This is a genomic window from Gilliamella sp. B3172, assembly GCF_026536465.1.
Classification (GTDB): domain Bacteria; phylum Pseudomonadota; class Gammaproteobacteria; order Enterobacterales; family Orbaceae; genus Gilliamella.
Genome location: NZ_JAFNOA010000001.1, coordinates 59,278 through 78,121 on the forward strand (window position 1 = coordinate 59,278; position 18,844 = coordinate 78,121).

The window sequence follows — 18,844 nt, forward strand, 5'->3', positions numbered from 1 at the left end:
AAACCGATTGACACCTACCATTTAGTTGCATATTATTAGCCGCAGTTTTATTCATTTCATTTTGGGGCCATAGCTCAGCTGGGAGAGCGCAACGCTGGCAGCGTTGAGGTCAGGGGTTCGATCCCCCTTGGCTCCACCAATTTAAGATTTAATCATCTTTTAAATTCTACTTAGTCAAAAGCTCTCAGCGGGCAAAACTTATTTTTACCCCCATTCCGTGGTATTACCTATTGCAGGTGTGGGTTTATTTTTTTCTATTTCGGTATGGATCACGGTGATATAATCGGGAATTATTGGCGCTTCACGGTAGAAGGCAACCCATTTTACTCCGGTATTAATATTGCTCATGTTTAACTTTTCCGTGTTTAAAATTTGCTTGTAGTTCTAAATTACTTTAAAACTTACGAATATAAATATTAAAAAGTGTCTATTAATACCTGCATCCATTCAATTAGTACTTCGATTGAATCGTCAAATTTATCGCATATAAGATCTTGGCTAAAAAAATGATGATCCTCCTCATTATTGAATGATGATATGTAATTTTGTAATTATTCATTAATATTAAATTTTTGTTTGATATTGGCTAACTCTTCTAATGAAGTGGCATTAAACGCTTCAACCATCCATTCAGGCCAACCTTGTCCTTTAATAATCTCTTTTTTGAATTGGGTTTCTTGTTCCCATTTATATTTGCCGTCATTAAAGCTGATTAAATCGTTCGCACACATAAAATTATTGACCCAACCCCAGACCAGATAACTACCAATGCCATTGCGTAGCGGATCTAACATAATATGATCAATGGTTTTATTGGTATTGGGTTTGCACACCATTAAAATGGTGGAATTGAGGGAATATCGGGAAAAGTTATGCACAACCACCCCGTGTAAATCCGCCCAATCATATTCTTTAATACGCTTTTTATTGGGGTGTAAAAAAGTTAATGGATTGCGTAATACTTTAAAATTGAAAAAATAACTTTCATTGATATACACTTTACCGGTTTTACGGTTGAAAATAATGGGACTGCCACGTCGAGTAAACAAGTTGTTATAAAATTCAGGAATAAGAAGGTAAATTGCAAGAAAACAAAGGATAAATGACGCAATAGCTAGATTTGCTATTTCTGATTCATTTTCAGTATTGTATACAAATAATAAAAGTACTAATAAAACCATTGAAGGAATTAACATAGTAATTCCAATCAAACTGATAAATAAATAAAAAATTTGATTTGATTTAGTTTTTCGAATAAAAGCACAAAAATTATCATTAGCATACAATAAACGTTCATCGGCTCCGGTTAAATAATTACCGCCTTTAACTAAATCACCTATCCAACCAGGGATTTGGGGTTGATATTTTGATGGCATGTTAACTTCTGATTCCTTCTTTTATTTGTTTTACATCCTAGCTTGTTATCACGCATTAACATGGTGCTTTTGTTTGATTTCGGCTAACTCATCTAGCGTTGTAGCATTGAATGCTTCAACCATCCATTCAGGCCAACCTTGTCCTTTAATAATCTCTTTTTTGAATTGGGTTTCTTGTTCCCATTTATATTTGCCGTCATTAAAGCTGATTAAATCGTTCGCACACATAAAATTATTGACCCAACCCCAGACCTGATAACTACCAATGCCATTGCGTATCGGATCTAACATAATATGGTCAATGGTTTTATGGGTATTAGGTTTGCAAACCATTAAAATGGTGGAGTTGAGGGAATATCGGGAAAAGTTATGCACTACCACCCCGTGTAAATCCGCCCAATCGTATTCTTTAATACGCTTTTTATTGGGGTGTAAAAAAGTTAATGGATTGCGTAATACCTTAAAATTGAAAAAATAACTTTCATTGATATACACTTTACCGGTTTTACGGTTGAAAATAATGGGGCTTCCTTTGTGAGTAAATATCGTTTGGTATAATAATGGAATAACGATATACAGTGCAAACCAAGTTGCAAAAAAAATAAATATTCCTAAATTCAATATGTTTTGTTCTGTATCTGTATCTGTATCTGAATTGAAATGAATAATCAAGTCTAAACATAGGATTATTATTACAATTCCCAAAATTACTGCTATTGTATAGATAAATATATAAAAAATTTTATCAGACAATACCTGTCTTCTAAAAGCACAGTAGTTATCATTGGCATACAATAAACGTTCATCGGCTCCTGTTAAATAATTACCGCCTTTATCTAAATCGCCTATCCAGCCAAGGATTTGGGGTTGGTATTTTGATGGCATGTTAACTTCTGATTCCTTCTTTTATTTGTTTTATATCCTAGCTTGTTATCACGCATTAACATGGTGCTTTCGTTTGATTTCGGCTAACTCATCTAGCGTTGTAGCATTGAATGCTTCAACTATCCATTCAGGCCAACCTTGTCATTAGATAATCTCTTTTTTTAATATTGCTCTTCGCATTTAATCATTAATATAGAGATCGGTGAATTAAGTTCTTCTATGGTGAGAATATAGCGATTTTGTGCAACCGCCCCCGATAATCCATTAATTAAGTGCTCACCAACTTGATTGATGATCTTATTTAAACCACTAGCCATGTGTTCTCCTACAAATTCCTTTTTTTAACTCAAGTTACTATGAGTTATGAATTATTATCGATTATTCCTTTAGCGTGTTGTTGACTAGATAGCTAATAAAATTGAGGTGATTTGGAGGCATTGATATAATATTAGTGGTATCAATGGCTAAACCTAATCATGGCAGGAAATAATAACGCTTATTTTTATTAATCTTATCGATAGGCAATTACATCATGTGGGTAATTGCCATTCGGTGGTTTTTATTTCCTTACTCTTACGAGTAACTAAAATTTTTTAATTTTATTAAATTCTTTCCAACACTTTTTAATCAGTAATGATTATCTAAGTAGTATATAAAAAAGACCATTTTTAATCAAATTTTCAATTTCTATACACTAATTTAACAAATTCGATGAAAATAAATAAAAGTAATGGGGTATGTTAAATTCAGACATTGACTGTTTAAGATGAGTTTTATAGTCTAAAAGTTCGCTTTGATAGCGAAAAGTCATTTTTAAGCTCATAAGCCTTTAGTCAATTGATCTGATTTAGTCATAAATTTTTATCAAAGGTATAAAAATAATGATGAGCCAATAAATAAAACGTTGTTTTATGGCGTTTTGAATCGATGTTATTAGTAATATGGCGATCTGTTTTATACTAAAACGTATATATTTTCTGAAAGTTCTTGACAAGATTTTATTGACGAAATGAGATTGTTTAATTGAAAATGATTAAAGACCAAATCAATAACGATATGATTAGTGTTATAATAATTTTTACTTTCGTGGTGATTAATTAGGTTTTGCTCATTGGTTTGAAGTTTGGCAAAATAGTGAGCTTAACAAACAAGTATTATGCTCTTATTAAGTGGTTGGGGTAGTTTGATAACCCGTTAATGAGATACACAATCTTTTGTTAATTCAAGTAGGAACTAAATTAGGATGATTGGGCAAATTAAACAAAATATAAAAACAACACTTATCTCATGTTGCCTGAGTGGATTAGTCATATGTTCTGTGCCAATTTATGCAGACACTAAACCCGATACGATTTCAACTGAAACGCAAACGGAAGTTGATTCAGTGGAGCCATTAACACAAGATGATCAGATTGATGCTACTGATACAAGCCAACCCAGTGAAATAATTTATCACAAAACGATTTTTTCACTTTCTGGTGAACCTAAATACCCTGATAATTTTGAACACCTAGATTATGTTAATCCTAATGCGCCCAAAGGTGGAGTAATTAAGTTTGCTGAAATAGGTTCATTTGATAATCTTAACCGCTTTGCAAGCCGTGGAGCGCCTGAGCGAAATTCGGGAGCGCTATACGATACGCTTTTTACTAACTCTTCAGATGATATTCAAAGTTTTTATCCTTTAATTGCCACCTCTATTACCTATTCAGATAGTTACCGCTGGGCTGAAGTGACAATTAACCCTAACGCTCGCTTTCAAGACGGTCGGTCAATAACTGCGCGAGATGTTGAATTCACCTTTCATAAATTTATGACTGAAGGTGTGCCGTCCTATCGGGTTTTTTATGAAGGGGTAACTGTGCAAGCAATTGACACTTATCTTGTGCGCATTGAATTACCGGAAAAAGACCGTACTAAATTGTTGTCGTTCGCCGGTTCGATGAAAGTTATTCCTAAACACTTTTGGCAAAACCATGACTTTTCTGAGCCATTGAGTACTCCGCCATTAGCCAGTGGTCCATACTATATAAGTGATTATAAACTCGGGCAATATGTTGTTTATAAACTTAATCCTGATTATTGGGCAAAAGATTTGCCAATTAATAAAGGGTTAAATAATTTTGATGAAAAACGTATTGAATACTATATGGATAATAGTATTGCCTTAGAAGCTTTTAAAGCTGGTGAATATGATATACGTGAAGAGTCAGAGCCTAAAAATTGGTTTACTCAATATCAAGGGCAACACTTTGATGCTAAAAATATTATCAAGCAAGAACGCCCGGTTACCACGGCTACCAATACCAAATGGCTGGCATTTAACTTGCAAAAAGATCTGTTTAAAGATATTAGAGTTCGGCAGGCAATAACATTAGCTTTTGATTTTGAATGGCTAAATCATGCTTTTTATTATGACAGCTATAAACGCCCTTATAGTTTTTTTGAAAACACCATTTATGCCGCAATTGGTAAACCAACAGAGCAAGAATTGACATGGTTAATGCCGTATAAAGATATCATTCCGCAGCAAGCTTTTGATGATGCCTATTTTGTTGCGAAAAGTGATGGACAAGGTTTTAACCGTGATAATTTGTTAAAAGCAGCGGAGCTATTAAAACAGGCCGGCTGGGTAATAAAAGAAGGCAAACTAATTAATGAAAAGACCAACCAGCCATTTGAATTTGAACTCACCGCTTATGTGGGTGATGATGTTAAATATGCAATTCCTTTTCAACAAAATTTAGCCCGTTTAGGGATTACCATGAAAATTAGTTTGTTAGATTCGTCACAGCATTTACGCCGTTTGCGTAAGCGTGATTATGATATGATGCCGCAAGTTTATTATGCAATGAATTATCCTAACTCTAATTTATCAGTTTATTGGGGTAGCCAATATCTCAATTCATCCTGGAATGGTTCGGGGTTACATAATCAAGCAATTGATAACCTTATTGATGCAATTAACGAAAACATCGATGATGAGAAAACATTAATTCCTTTGGGCAGAGCGCTCGATCGTATTTTAACCCAAGAATATCCTATGATCCCAATGTGGTATAACAGTAAAACTTATTATGCATATTGGAACAAATTTGGGAAACCAGCGATTGAGCCTACATATGCGATAGGGATTGATAGTTGGTGGTATGATGCAGATAAAGCAGCCAGCCTGCCAAAAAATCGGGAACATTGATATGCTAAATTATTTAATCCGAAGATTATTACTGATTATTCCAACACTGTTTGTTATTTTAACAATTAACTTTTTTATTGTACAAATTGCGCCGGGTGGGCCGGTTGATCAAGCTTTAGCCTTAATCGAAATGGGACCACAGTCCGGACAAGGGTTACTATCTTCCGGAAATAGTGCGTCGATTCAATCACAGCAACCTAAAAACGAATCGAATTATCGCGGTGCTCGTGGGCTTGATCCGCAAGTGATTGCGATGATTGAAAAGCAATATGGCTTTGATAAACCGATATTAGAACGCTATATTGAGACGTTGAAAAAATATATCTTATTCGATTTTGGTGATAGTTTTTTTAAAAGTGAATCTGTGGTTGGTTTGATTATTAAAAGCTTACCTGTTTCTATTTCACTGGGGCTTTGGAGTACGTTAATTGTTTATATTATTTCAATTCCTTTAGGTATTCGTAAAGCGGTAAAAGATGGCTCGGCGTTTGATTTTTGGTCTAGTACATTAATTATTATTGGTTATGCTATTCCCTCTTTTTTATTGGCGATTTTATTGATTGTGCTTTTTGCCGGTGGCAGTTATTGGGATATATTCCCACTAAGAGGGCTGATTTCAACCAATTTTGATCAACTTGATTTTTGGGGCAAAGTGAAAGATTACGCATGGCATATCTGTTTACCGACGGTTGCCATGGTTGTCGGAGGATTTGCTTCTTTGACCATGTTGACCAAAAATTCATTCTTAGATGAAATACGCAAACAGTATGTGCTTACTGCTCGGGCAAAAGGATTAACTGAAAGGAAAATTTTATACCGTCATGTTTTTCGTAATGCAACTTTACTGATTGTTTCGAGTTTTCCGGCTACTTTTGTTGGAATTTTATTTACCGGTTCGTTATTAATTGAGATTATTTTCTCGCTTAATGGGCTTGGGTTATTAGGTTATGAAGCCATTTTACAGCGAGATTATCCGGTGATCTTTGGTTCACTCTATATTTTTACCTTAATTGGGCTTCTTACTAAATTAATATCTGATTTATCTTATATGATTATTGATCCCCGTATTGACTTTGAGGCACGCAACTAATGACCAACAACTATTCTATTAATCGACAACGTTGGCAACGATTTAAACAAAATCGTCGTGGTTATTACTCATTTTTGTTATTTGCCTTGTTATTTTTAATCAGTCTATTTTCAGATTTTATTGTGAATGATCGGCCGATTTTCATTAAATATCAAAATAACTATTATTCGCCAATTTTTCATTTTTATCCCGAAACCACATTCGGGGGGCAATTTGAGACACAGACTAATTACTTAGATCCGACTGTCCAAAAACGAATTGAGGATAACGGTTGGATTTTGTGGCCGCCTTTTCGTTTTAGCTACAATACCTTAATTTATGATACACAAAGGACATTCCCAACACCGCCTTCCAGCGCTCATTTACTGGGAACGACAGATGCCGGTTTTGATGTGTTTGCTAATATGTTATACGGTTTTCGCCTCTCAATGCTGTTTGCCATTTTTTTAACGGCGATAACCTCAATTATTGCAATTGTGATTGGCGCCATTCAAGGTTATTACGGGGGTAAGATTGATTTACTCGGACAAAGATTTATTGAGATCTGGAGTGGATTGCCGCAAATGTTTATGATTATTTTATTAGCCAGTATTTTACCCCTTAATTTCTGGTGGTTATTAGGCATAACCGTTTTATTTGGTTGGATGTCATTATCGGGCGTGGTGCGTACTGAATTTTTACGGACGCGTAATTTTGATTATGTCCGTGCGGCTAAAGCATTGGGCGTAAGCGATAGAAAAATTATGTTTCGCCATATTTTACCTAATGCTATGGTGGCAACATTAACATATTTACCGTTTATTTTATGTGGGGCGATTACGACGTTAACTTCGCTCGATTTTTTAGGCTTTGGTTTACCTATCGATTCACCGTCACTAGGGCGATTACTGTTACAAGGCAAAAATAACCTACAAGCTCCGTGGCTAGGTATCAGTTCTTTTTTAATTATTGCAACTTTGCTTTCACTATTAATCTTTATTGGTGAAGCAGTAAGAGATGCGTTCGATCCAAACAAAGGAGTGTGCTAATGAGTTCTCCTTTATTATCCGTCCATGATTTAAGCATTGCCTTCAAACGTGGTTCACGCATTGAATCTGAAGTTGTCAAAAGGGTAAGTTTTGATATTCATGAGCAAGAAACATTAGCATTAGTTGGCGAGTCCGGCTCCGGTAAAAGTGTTACCGCATTGTCGATATTACGTTTATTGCGTAAAGAGCAGGTGACTTATCCAACCGGCGATATCAGATTTGAGGCGCAATCATTGTTGAACGCGCCAGAAAAACAGCTACGTAAAATTCGTGGTAATCAAATCAGTATGATTTTTCAGGAGCCTATGGTCTCACTCAATCCATTACATACTGTTGAGAAGCAGCTTTATGAGGTACTGGCGTTACATCGTGGAATGAGTCGAAATGTCGCTCGTTCGGAAATATTACAATATCTTGACAGGGTAGGTATTAAAGATGCTAAAAGTAAACTTTCATCTTATCCTCATCAGCTATCCGGTGGCGAAAGACAACGTGTCATGATTGCAATGGCAATATTAACTCATCCTAAATTGTTAATTGCCGATGAGCCAACAACCGCATTAGATGTTTCAGTACAGGCACAAATTATTCAGCTACTTAAAGATCTAAAAAATGAACTCAACATGAGCATGTTGTTTATTTCACATAATCTAGGCATTGTTAAAAAATTAGCTGATAAAGTTGCTGTGATGCAACATGGTGAAATTGTTGAATATAACAATAAGCATCGTATCTTTTTACGACCTAAACATGAATATACTCAAACATTGCTAAATTCTCAGCCAAGTGGTGACCCCGTTCCGTTGCCTGAAACGCCGGGTATCTTGCTTAATGTCAACCATTTGGATGTTGAAGTTGTTACCAAGAAACAGTTATTTACCAGTCAAAAAAAGAAAATTGTCAACAACATCGGTTTTGCGGTACATCAAGGCGAAACAGTTGGAATTGTCGGTGAGTCTGGCTCCGGAAAAACCACGACAGCTTTGGCCGTGTTGCGACTGATTAAATCTCAAGGTGATATTTTATTTGATAGTTACCCTATCCATAATTTGACCGGTAAAAAATTACTGCCTTTTCGCAGTCGTATTCAAGTTGTTTTTCAAGACCCGTTCTCGTCTCTCAATCCTCGGTTTAATGTTGAGCAAATAATTAGCGAAGGGTTAACGGCTCATAAGAAATTAACTAAAAGTGAAATTGAACAAGCCGTGATTGATATTATGCAAGAAGTTGGGCTAGATCCGCAGATGCGTTTTCGTTACCCAACGGAGTTCTCAGGAGGGCAGCGGCAACGTATTGCTATTGCCAGAGCACTGATTTTACAACCGGAATTATTAATTTTAGATGAACCAACGTCATCATTAGATCATTCTATACAAAAGCAAATTATTAATTTGCTCAAATCATTGCAAGAAAAGTACCAGCTAAGCTACTTGTTTATTAGTCATGATTTAGCCTTAGTTTACTCAATATGTCATCAAGTGGTGGTGATGAAAGATGGCGAAATTATTGAACAAGGATCGCGTGAGCAGATCTTCTCTTCGCCAGAATCTGACTATACCAAGATGCTGCTTTCATTTTTGGACAAGCCGCCACGAAAAGTGAGTAAAACCCTAATTCATGGAGATAAGATTGAAAATGATGATCAATCGGATGATAACAAAACAGAATCAACGAAAGTCTCAGCCATTAACTGGGCAGATGCACTGTTAATGAGAAAGCAGTAATGTTAAATAATGATAAAGGGTTAGTTCTATAAAGTTAATATAACGATCAACTAAGTAGGTTAGTATGCAAAAAAAAATAAAATCTATTTTATTCGCAACATGTTTATCTATAACATCAATGGATGTTTTGGCGTTGATGTGTACTGATAATCCTTCACAAAATGTGGTTCTAGCAAACAACTATATTTTAAAAGTCGATGATTTTATCGATACTCCAGCTAAAGGCATTAAGCAAGAGACTCGAACTTTGCAATATAATAATGGATTAATGGCTAAACAAATCATTGATTATGATGAAAAGGGTTTATTCACTCAAAGCCAATATGACCTCTATTTAAAAAACAATCAGCTTGATTATACTGAAAGTTTACAAAAAAAGGATTTTGGTTGGCAAACTATTATCGAAAACCAATCTGATAAGACACATACGATTATCAATTTTAAAGTTGATGCACAAGGTAAGATTATTGAGTCTGAACAAATTAAAAAATCGGATGATTTTGTTTTTAGCCAAAATGATAGTTACCAATTTGATAATAATAACTGCTTAGTGAGAAAACAAATAACATGGAAAATTGAAGACGTTGAAATAAAACATAACAATAACGTGGACAGCCCAAAAGGCGATTCTACTTATACTTTTACTTATGAAAACCAACATCTAAGAGACGTTTCCTATAACAGTACCGGTAGAACAAGCCGTATGGATCACTATTCATATCTCTTTGATCATCTTCAGCGGTTAAAAGAAATAAAATTAAATACATCATCAGCTGACGCCAAATACGGTACTGTAATAACTGAATTTTCAGGGCTTAATGATAAAAATGATTGGCTCCACGCAACGGTAAGTCTTCAAAATGTAAACCAACTCACTACTGTCAGAACAATTACTTATTATTAATCATGTTTTAAAACAAGCGTTAACATAAAGTTAACGCTTTTGTCTTTATTATGCTTAAACGTGCGAACTATAATCGTACAAACAAAACGTAAATAGCATGTATTGTCCATGCTAAGGCTAAGAGGTAAGTTAATCCTTTTTCTCGTTTAGGGTAGATATTATATTGATGTAATAGCGTTAAAATCTGTTGTAATGCAAACCAAATTGGTAATGAAATGGTTAGAAATAGAAATATTTTACCCACTTGAGTATTTGCCAATTTAAGAATATAGGAGCGTGTAATTGCATCACCAAATGGAATGATAAAGGCTAAAATGACCAGTACAATTGGTGAAAAAATCGCTGCCCAAGTACTACCTACAATATATAACCCTTTGATTACTTTACCCGTTTTTTGTTTTGAATGATCTTTTTTTGTTGTCATTGATTTAATACCACTTTATTTTAAAACTAACCATAATAGGCAGGCCGATATCGCAATCATTATTAACCATAAACCCAATGTTATTAGATAGATTTTAGCTTTATTATGACGACTTGGCGAAAAAATAGCATTGGGTAACAAGTTAAACCAGCTTAAACAATGAAAGAGCATAACGAAAAGAGCAAGGCAATTTATTATAACGGCTAATGGGCTACGTAAAAAAAAGATAAAACGGTAAAACTCGTCTTGTCCAAGGCCATTGGTATACATACAAATTACCCCATACATTAACACCATACTTACCCAAATCATTGAAAACGGCCTAAGTTTTATTAGAATCGAAATTAACAATGGTGGTTTTGTGTTTGATTGCAGTTCACCAAAATAAGTATCGCTACTTTGATTATTTAAATTTTGATTATTATTGGTTTGATTCATAAATTTCTCAATTGGTATTGGTTATGGCAATAGTTTTGCTTATTGAATTTATTTTAAATCTAATTATAGAGGTAAAGCATGTTTTTGTCGCTAATCTAAAGCAGTACATGATAGGGGTTTTAGTGATCTAAGGATTGGCATAATGTGCGTCAAGCGTTAACCATGGCATGGATGAGTATAATCAAATAATGTTAAGGCTGGTATGTGTTTTTTTGCTTTTAATTGATGTTATCTTTTGCTGGATAAAAGTAATTACATTACTGGCTAAAATAATAGGGAAAAATAGCGTACAATATTGCGATATTCAACGTAGATTCATCATCAACAGTTTAGGAAATAAGTATGACAGGAAAATTTATTGTCATCGAAGGTCTTGAAGGTGCAGGTAAAACAACCGCAATTAGGACGGTAGCAACTATTTTAAATCAAAATAATATTTGTGATTTGCAGTTCACACGCGAGCCTGGCGGAACGCCAATTGCTGAAGCGCTGCGCAATATTATCAAAAATGGTTTAGATCATGAGCCATTAACGGATAAGGCTGAATTACTCATGTTATATGCTGCTCGAATCCAACTGATTGATAATGTAATTAAACCTGCACTGAAAGCCGGGCGGTGGGTGATTGGTGATCGGCACGATTTATCAACTCAAGCTTATCAAGGTGGTGGTCGTCAGTTAGATAAGGTATTTATTGAAACGTTAAAAACACAAGTGCTAGGTGATTTCAAACCTGATCTTACTTTATATTTAGATGTGGAGCCGCAAATTGGTTTAATGCGGGCAAGATCACGAGGTGAACTTGATCGTATTGAACAGCAATCTTTGCCATTTTTTGAGCGAATACGAGATCGCTACTTAGCGCTTGCACAGCAAGATAGTACCATTGCTGTTATCGATGCGACTAAATCGATTGATGATGTCACTATGCAAATTCAAACTATTTTAACTTCATGGTTAGCAACGCAGGTTATTACGCAATGATTTTCAATGATTATCCATGGTTAATATCGCCTTATCAGCAATTGGCTCAAGCGATTTTGCATAACCGTGCCCACCATGCTTTACTCATCAATTATATTCAAGGAAGTGGCGAAGATGAACTTGTACAAATGTTGGCTAACCGTTTGTTGTGTCAAGCTTCATCGCAACTTGAACCCTGTTTAAAATGCCATAGTTGCCAACTGTTTTTATCGCATCATCACCCGGATTATTATGTTTTGACTAATGAGCAAGGTAAACAGTCAATTGGCATTGATCAAGTTCGTAGTATCACATCCAAAGTTTACGAAAAATCACAGCAAGGTGGTAATAAAGTGATTTGGGTTAAACACGCTGCTTTGATGACAGAAGCGGCGGCTAATGCTTTACTCAAAACATTAGAAGAGCCACCGCAAAACACTTATTTTATCTTGAGTGATGATCATAACAGTCACTTGTTACCGACCATATATAGTCGTTGTTTTTCCTACTTTTTACCGGTACCGGAATTAGATGATTCAGTTAAATGGTTAAAAAAGCAGCATTGTCAACATTATAGCGATAATGAGCTTGCCTCTGCGCTTTTATTGAGCGAAAATGCGCCGTTAACAGCCTTAGCTTTACTCGATCAAGAGAAGTGGCTACAACGGAAAGCGTTTTGTGAAAATTTATCAGCAGTCATTGCACAAAACGATTTTTGGCAATTAGCAAAAACTATTGATAACGAAGCTTTTTTAGAGAGAATTATCTGGTTTTGTGCCTTATTAAGTGATGCATTAAAAGCTAAACAAAAAGTAGGACGGTTTATTGTTAATCGTGATCAAGTTCCACTCGTCAGATTGTTAGCAACCAAAAGTCATCAAGAGATATCTGCACTTTATCAAATTTGGTTACAAGCAAGAAACCAGTTGTTGACAATAACCGGGCTAAATAAAGAATTAATAATCTACAATGTGTTGGCACAATCTGAACTTATTTGCAGTGGTGATAACAAATAATGCTGTGAAAAAGTTTCAGAAATAGACTATGTTTAAGTAAAAAGGAATAGCGGTGAGTTATTTATCTATTGAATTCGGGATATTGTTTGTCGCTTTTTTTGCCTTTTATTGGGCTTGCAGCTTATTACCTAAAGTACAAAATATGCTGCTATTGGTCTTTAGTTACGTTATTGTTGCTAGTTATAGTTGGCAATTTGCACTGATTTTATTTAGTTATACTTGTGTTATCTATCTATTCGCTTTGCTGATAAACGCCTCAAAACGCCATGCCAAATTTTGGTTAATATTGGGATTATGCGTATCGATTATTAATCTGGCGTTATTTAAATATTTTGATTTCTTTCGCTATGAACTACAAGCACTGTTAAATTTTCTTGATTTAACCGTATTATTACCGGTTATAACTGTCGTAATCCCTATCGGTATCTCGTTTTATACTTTTCATTCAATAAGCTATTTGGTATCAGTAAAACGTAAAGAGATTCCGATCGCTAAATTCTGGGATTTTGCCTTATTTTTATCTTTTTTCCCTAGTGTGATTGCCGGTCCGATTAATCGAGCTAAAGACTTTTTGCCGCAAATTGCGATTACTCATCCTCGTGAAATATTAGAGCCTTATCGAGCATTTACGTTGATCATGCTAGCGGTACTAAAAGTTTATTGTTTAGGTGGTTTAATAAGTGAACATTGGGTCAATCCTATATTTGCCAATCCGTTAGAATTTAGCTTCATTGATTTGTTAGTCGGGCTTTATGCTTATGCCGTGCAAATCTATCTCAATTTTTCGGGCTATACGGATCTAGTGACGGGCATTGCGTTGTTATTGGGCTTTCGCTTACCCATTAATTTTAATTTTCCTTATCTGGCGCTAAATTTGAGGGATTTTTGGGATCGCTGGCATATTAGTTTATCTCATTGGATTCGGGATTATATTTATATTCCACTAGGTGGCAGTCGTCGAGGTTTTAGTCGTACTCAAATTAATGTCATGTTAGCTATGTTATTATCAGGTTTATGGCATGGTGCCGGGATTAATTTTATCATTTGGGGTGGATGCCATGGGCTGGGTATTGTGGCGCTTAATATTGGGGACCGTTTATTTGGAAGAAATTGGTTATCGCAGCGCTTACCGATAATAGCAAGGCTATTTACCTTTCATTATGTATGCTTCGCTTGGATATTTTTTAATTGTGAAAGTCTGCTTGATGCATCAGATTATTTGACAGCATTATCTCAAAATTTTTTGATTGAATCACATTATGTGGAACCATTTTTATGCTTCTGTATATTATTTTTAATCTATCCGATAGTTAAAGATATTCCCAATTGGTTTGCATGGAACATTAGCAATATCAATAAGTACTTTTTGCCTTTCGTGATTATTTATGTATTGTGGCTAATTATTTATTTTGCACCTTCTGGTGTACCAAACTTCATTTATGCTAACTTTTGAGTATGACGTTTAATTAATATGAAATGTAAAAAATTAATTTCAAAAAATGACCCGGAAGATGAGTTAAATATTTTACAGCAATGTCATGACTCGTTGGCAGACGACGTTTTTGTTCAAAATAAAAACACAAGCCAACTCGATTATGCTACTGCATATACCCAAAGAACATTGTCCGCTTGGTATGTTTTTGTATTGCTATTGGTGACTGCTATAGCATTAATAATCATTTATTATAAATCAGTGCTTATTTATTGGCAGCAAACATATCATTTTGATTTAGTCAATTCACAAAGCCTTGTTCAGGAAATCGATCCGGAAGAACTAAAACCGGAACAAAAATTACTGGGACAAGAGTTACGGGAACAGGAATTACGGCAACAAGAGTTGCGGGAACAAGAATTACGGGAACAGGAATTACGGCAACAAGAGTTACGGGAACAAGAATTACGGCAACAAGAGTTACGGGAACAAGAATTACGGGAACAAGAATTACGGGAAAAGGAATTACAGCAACAAGCAGCACATAGACGAGAAAAATCAGAACAAATGATACAAAATGGGGTATCAGAAAAATCGAATATTCAAGGGGTTAACCAAAGTGACGGCAATCTATCAGCCATCCAGCAACCTGATGTCGATATCGGAACGGCTAAATCGTCTAAAATTGATTTATCGTCGCTCAATAAATCTCAATCTAATGCAAAATTGGGCAATACCCCTTTACAAGCCGTGAAAGTTGAAGAGGTCAATCAACCTAAAGATGAGTCATCATCAGGCTCGTCATTAAAGAATCAGAATCCTAATAAATTAGACCCGTTAGAGCAATTTTTTACTTTAGATGAGATTAAGCAACTCGATTCACCAAAAGTGCCGGTAACTCATTTGCACACTAGTGCTTTAAATAATGAGCCGTTACCCATTGTATTGACTGAAAATGATAAAGTATTTTTTGCTGGTGATTCATTAATGCAAGGGGTTGCACCATATGTTAAAAAAATGCTTTTTAAAGAATATAAAATAGAAAGCATTAATTTGAGTAAACAAAGTACAGGACTTTCTTACCCTAAGGCCTTTGATTGGCCCGAAACAATCAAAATTAATTTAGCTAACGATCCTTCTATCAAATTACTTGTGGTTTTTTTAGGTGCCAATGATTCTTGGGACTTTCCGGTTAAAGGTTACAGTAAATATGCTAAATTCAAATCTGAATTATGGGAAGAGCAATATCGTTTACGTATTGCCAGCATTCTCAATAGTGCCAGAGAGCATGATGTTCAAGTGCTTTGGCTTGCAGCACCTTGTATGAGTAAATCAAAATTAAATGATGGTATGGTTTACCTTAATACGTTATATATATCTGAACTTAAAAAAGCACAGCAACATTTTTTAACTACTAATAATTTATTGGGTTGTACCTATACAAATTACAATAGTTTTATTGAGTCTGAAAATAAAAAAATTAAAGTCAGGACTGATGACGGAATTCATTTTACTCCGACAGGCCAAAAAATTCTGGCCAAGGCAATTATGGATAAAATCACTTTCAAATTATTAGAGGATAACCATAGTGATTAGATTTTTTAAATTTATTATTACAGTTATTGCTGTCACTATCGCCGTTGGTTGTAGTGTGGCAGAAAGCAAGACTAGTACTGTATCGAGCGTTGTTGATTTTGGTGATCCTAATGCGAAAAAATTGTCGATGCGATTAAATTCATTAATAAAAAATAAGAAAAGCAATCAGGTCGTTAACATCACCCAAATCGGCGATTCACATACTGCTGCTGACTTTTTTACCGGTGAATTTAGAACGTTGATGCAAAAAAAATATGGAAATGCCGGTATTGGTTGGATACCGCCTGTTGCTATAAAAGGTCAAAATCATGTCGCAGTCAGTTGGAATACTAAAAATTGGGAAGTTTTAAATAGCCGTACTATGAGTAACCCTGATTTTCCAATCGGCGGTTTTATTGCCGTACCAACAAAAGATTCCGCAACGATTAAAATTACCCCAAAAACGGCAACCAATTCAGATTGGCAGGTTAAATTAACATTTAAAAAGACCAAAAATACGGACAATACGCTAAGTGTTTATGATGTGAATGATAAGAAAATCAATTTGACTGATTCACCAAAAATCAATGTGTGGCAAACTTCGTCAATAATTTCTAAACTGCCAATAGTCATTAAAGGCCAACATAATGTAGAATTGGCTGGAATGTGGTTAACTCGCAATAAACAATCCGGCGTTGTTGTTTCGGCGATAGCCTCGAATGGTGCCAAACAGACAATTTGGCAAAAATGGGGAGCAAGTTGGTTAAAACAATTAGCCTCTTCTAATAGTGATTTAGTCATCATTGAGTACGGCACTAATGAGAGTTTTGATGAAACATTAGATGCCGATGCTTATCGCCAAAACTTGATAAGCAGTATTCGCCAAATTCGCAAATCGCTTCCAGGCGCTGCAATCTTATTAATGTCGCCTCCGGACACCATGGTGAATGAAAAGGATTATCCTAAATCGTTTAAAACGGTCATGGATATTCAAAAACAGGTTGCTAAATCGGAAAAGACACTATTTTGGAATTGGCAACTCGCTATGGGCGGTGAAAATGCTGTTAAGAAGTGGCGCCAGCAGGGGCTTGCTCGTCCAGATTTAGTTCATCAAACCTTAAAAGGGTATAAAAAGAGCGCCCAGATTTTTTATACTGATTTAAATGAATTTGTTAGAAAGAATAAGTAATTTAAGCTTAAGAAGGAAAATATAGGTTATGTCATCTCCAATTATCGTTGCGGTAGATTTTTCAGATGTTAAATCGGCATGGAATTTTATTGATCAAGTTGATCCAAAAGATTGTCGTCTTAAAATCGGTAAAGAGCTGTTTACTCATGCAGGTCCCGATTTTATCAGACAGATTAAACATAAAGGTTTTGATATTTTCTTAGATCTCAAATTTCATGATATTCCAAATACTGTTGCAAAAGCAGTTGCAGCAGCGGCTGATTTAGGCGTTTGGATGACTAATGTTCATGCTAGCGGTGGTTCAAGAATGATGACGGCAGCAAAAGATGCGCTTAATTCCTATGGTAAAGATGCGCCATTGTTAATCGCTGTAACGGTATTAACCAGTATGGAATCTGCCGATCTTCAAGAGATAGGGATTAATGTATCTCCATTAGAGCAAGCGACAAGATTGGCGTCTCTGGCTAAAAATTGTGGGCTCGATGGCGTTGTATGTTCAGCTAAAGAAGTGCAAAGTTTTAGGACTCGCTTGGGCAGTGATTTCAAACTCGTCACACCCGGTATCAGACCAGCAGGCTCTAATCCCGATGATCAACGCCGAATCATGACGCCACAGCGTGCGCAAGCTGCCGGCTCTGATTATTTAGTGATTGGACGCCCTATCACTCAAGCCGAAGATCCAACTAAAGCATTACATGCTATTTTATCAACACTTGATTTAAGTAAGAGTTAAGTTAATTATGTCTGAAAATCCAATTGTTTATTCAACCGAGCAAGGTAGAGTTACCCCCAGTAAAGCAGCTCCGACTCGACCAAAAGGCGATGGTGTTATTCGAATTCAACGCCAAACCTCTGGTCGAAAAGGTAAAGGTGTGTGTGTCATATCAGGCTTTGATTTAGACGATAGCCAATTAATGCAATTGGCTGCTGAACTCAAAAAGCGTTGCGGTTGCGGTGGATCGGTAAAGGAAGGCTCGATAGAAATTCAAGGCGATAAACGGGAATTATTAAAGACACTACTTGAAGATAAAGGATTTAAAGTGAAGTTAGCCGGGGGCTGATAAGATTTTATATTAAAAACTCCCACTATTTAATTTGAAAGTGGGAGTTAACTTGATCAAATTAGTTTGATCGGTAACTGCGCATTTTTTTGCTGATATCGCGGCGTTCTTTAGAAATTTCAGCATTTTTGATAATATAATCATCAACACGATCATCATAATCGCTTTTCATATTGGCAATAATCGCTTGAAGTTCGTCGTAAGTCATATCAGGTTTAATATAATCACTTAAGTTTTCAAGTAATAACACTCGTTTTTGGTTGTCACGTATTTTTTTCTCGTTATCGGAAATTTCACGTTTTAATTTATTTAAACGACGTGATAAACGAATGTATTCAAGTACATCTTGAAACGTAGGTGCGGCTGATTTTTCCTTGTCCATCTATAACCCCTTATTTCTAAAAAAATGGAAAAAATAATTTAAACTAATTATATACCAATAATTTTTTAAGGTCATATTAATTATATTTTATTATTTACCAAAGTGGGATTTTAAATTATTTATAAATCCTTATTATTTTAGTAAATTTAAAATATTTTTTT

At 35.3% G+C, this 18,844-nt stretch carries 19 protein-coding genes and 1 tRNA gene; 13 read left to right on the forward strand and 7 right to left on the reverse strand.

Annotation, left to right across the window (positions count from 1 at the left end):
- The first annotated feature begins 63 nt into the window (after nt 1–63).
- Nucleotides 64–139: transfer RNA gene (locus tag J3U37_RS00265), tRNA-Ala, on the forward strand.
- A 65-nt stretch (nt 140–204) separates the two neighbouring features.
- On the opposite strand, the gene J3U37_RS00270 is transcribed toward J3U37_RS00265, so the two are convergent.
- The 4 genes from J3U37_RS00270 to J3U37_RS00285 all read right to left on the reverse strand — a co-directional run bounded on the left by J3U37_RS00270 (nt 205) and on the right by J3U37_RS00285 (nt 2,578).
- Complete coding sequence (locus tag J3U37_RS00270; RefSeq protein ID WP_267372938.1) at nt 205–348, reverse strand: hypothetical protein; 144 nt, start codon at nt 346–348, stop codon at nt 205–207.
- A 203-nt stretch (nt 349–551) separates the two neighbouring features.
- A complete protein-coding gene (locus J3U37_RS00275; RefSeq protein WP_267372939.1) occupies nt 552–1,376 on the reverse strand; it encodes a DUF6708 domain-containing protein in 825 nt (274 codons plus the stop codon).
- Nucleotides 1,377–1,424: 48 nt separating this feature from the next.
- Entirely contained in the window at nt 1,425–2,261 is an 837-nt protein-coding gene (locus tag J3U37_RS00280) for a DUF6708 domain-containing protein (RefSeq protein ID WP_267372940.1), read from the reverse strand.
- 161 nt (nt 2,262–2,422) lie between these two features.
- Nucleotides 2,423–2,578: a hypothetical protein gene (locus J3U37_RS00285; RefSeq protein WP_267372941.1), complete on the reverse strand. Its 156-nt coding sequence runs from the start codon at nt 2,576–2,578 to the stop codon at nt 2,423–2,425.
- 926 nt (nt 2,579–3,504) lie between these two features.
- Between J3U37_RS00285 and J3U37_RS00290 the strand changes: the two genes are divergently transcribed.
- The 5 genes from J3U37_RS00290 to J3U37_RS00310 all read left to right on the forward strand — a co-directional run bounded on the left by J3U37_RS00290 (nt 3,505) and on the right by J3U37_RS00310 (nt 10,203).
- Nucleotides 3,505–5,457, forward strand: coding sequence for an extracellular solute-binding protein (locus J3U37_RS00290; protein WP_267372942.1), 1,953 nt, complete (start codon nt 3,505–3,507; stop codon nt 5,455–5,457).
- A gap of 1 nt (nt 5,458) precedes the next feature.
- A complete protein-coding gene (locus J3U37_RS00295) occupies nt 5,459–6,547 on the forward strand; it encodes a microcin C ABC transporter permease YejB (RefSeq protein WP_267372943.1) in 1,089 nt (362 codons plus the stop codon).
- Entirely contained in the window at nt 6,547–7,575 is a 1,029-nt protein-coding gene (locus tag J3U37_RS00300) for an ABC transporter permease (protein WP_220218119.1), read from the forward strand. Before J3U37_RS00295 ends, J3U37_RS00300 begins: the two co-directional genes overlap by 1 nt.
- Nucleotides 7,575–9,299, forward strand: a complete 1,725-nt coding sequence (gene yejF / locus J3U37_RS00305) for a microcin C ABC transporter ATP-binding protein YejF (protein ID WP_267372944.1) — start codon at nt 7,575–7,577, stop codon at nt 9,297–9,299. Before J3U37_RS00300 ends, yejF begins: the two co-directional genes overlap by 1 nt.
- A gap of 64 nt (nt 9,300–9,363) precedes the next feature.
- The gene (locus J3U37_RS00310) at nt 9,364–10,203 is read left to right on the forward strand and encodes a hypothetical protein (RefSeq protein WP_267334933.1); all 840 of its coding nucleotides are present in this window, start codon (nt 9,364–9,366) and stop codon (nt 10,201–10,203) included.
- 67 nt (nt 10,204–10,270) lie between these two features.
- Here the strand turns inward: J3U37_RS00310 and frdD are convergent, their stop codons facing one another.
- On the reverse strand, nt 10,271–10,627 hold the full coding sequence (gene frdD / locus J3U37_RS00315) for a fumarate reductase subunit FrdD (RefSeq protein ID WP_267372945.1): 357 nt from the start codon (nt 10,625–10,627) through the stop codon (nt 10,271–10,273).
- Nucleotides 10,628–10,642: 15 nt separating this feature from the next.
- Complete coding sequence (locus tag J3U37_RS00320; protein WP_267372946.1) at nt 10,643–11,065, reverse strand: hypothetical protein; 423 nt, start codon at nt 11,063–11,065, stop codon at nt 10,643–10,645.
- A gap of 342 nt (nt 11,066–11,407) precedes the next feature.
- Here J3U37_RS00320 and tmk point away from each other — a divergent pair, with 342 nt between their 5' ends.
- Genes tmk through yciH form a run of 7 tightly spaced genes read left to right on the forward strand, consistent with a single transcriptional unit; the run spans nt 11,408 to nt 18,301 of the window.
- Nucleotides 11,408–12,049, forward strand: a complete 642-nt coding sequence (gene tmk / locus J3U37_RS00325; RefSeq protein WP_220218114.1) for a dTMP kinase — start codon at nt 11,408–11,410, stop codon at nt 12,047–12,049.
- Complete coding sequence (holB, locus tag J3U37_RS00330) at nt 12,046–13,044, forward strand: DNA polymerase III subunit delta' (RefSeq protein WP_220218113.1); 999 nt, start codon at nt 12,046–12,048, stop codon at nt 13,042–13,044. The genes tmk and holB overlap by 4 nt, the downstream gene beginning before the upstream one ends.
- A gap of 52 nt (nt 13,045–13,096) precedes the next feature.
- Nucleotides 13,097–14,497 (forward strand): MBOAT family O-acyltransferase, encoded by a 1,401-nt coding sequence (locus tag J3U37_RS00335; RefSeq protein ID WP_220218112.1) that lies wholly within the window; start codon nt 13,097–13,099, stop codon nt 14,495–14,497.
- 18 nt (nt 14,498–14,515) lie between these two features.
- Nucleotides 14,516–16,072: a GDSL-type esterase/lipase family protein gene (locus J3U37_RS00340; protein ID WP_267372947.1), complete on the forward strand. Its 1,557-nt coding sequence runs from the start codon at nt 14,516–14,518 to the stop codon at nt 16,070–16,072.
- Complete coding sequence (locus J3U37_RS00345) at nt 16,065–17,240, forward strand: SGNH/GDSL hydrolase family protein (RefSeq protein WP_267372948.1); 1,176 nt, start codon at nt 16,065–16,067, stop codon at nt 17,238–17,240. Before J3U37_RS00340 ends, J3U37_RS00345 begins: the two co-directional genes overlap by 8 nt.
- 28 nt (nt 17,241–17,268) lie before the next feature.
- Nucleotides 17,269–17,973, forward strand: a complete 705-nt coding sequence (gene pyrF / locus J3U37_RS00350) for an orotidine-5'-phosphate decarboxylase (RefSeq protein WP_267372949.1) — start codon at nt 17,269–17,271, stop codon at nt 17,971–17,973.
- A 7-nt stretch (nt 17,974–17,980) separates the two neighbouring features.
- A complete protein-coding gene (yciH, locus tag J3U37_RS00355) occupies nt 17,981–18,301 on the forward strand; it encodes a stress response translation initiation inhibitor YciH (protein WP_220218108.1) in 321 nt (106 codons plus the stop codon).
- Nucleotides 18,302–18,362: 61 nt separating this feature from the next.
- Here the strand turns inward: yciH and tmaR are convergent, their stop codons facing one another.
- Entirely contained in the window at nt 18,363–18,683 is a 321-nt protein-coding gene (tmaR, locus tag J3U37_RS00360; protein ID WP_220218107.1) for a PTS system regulator TmaR, read from the reverse strand.
- Nucleotides 18,684–18,844 lie beyond the last annotated feature (161 nt).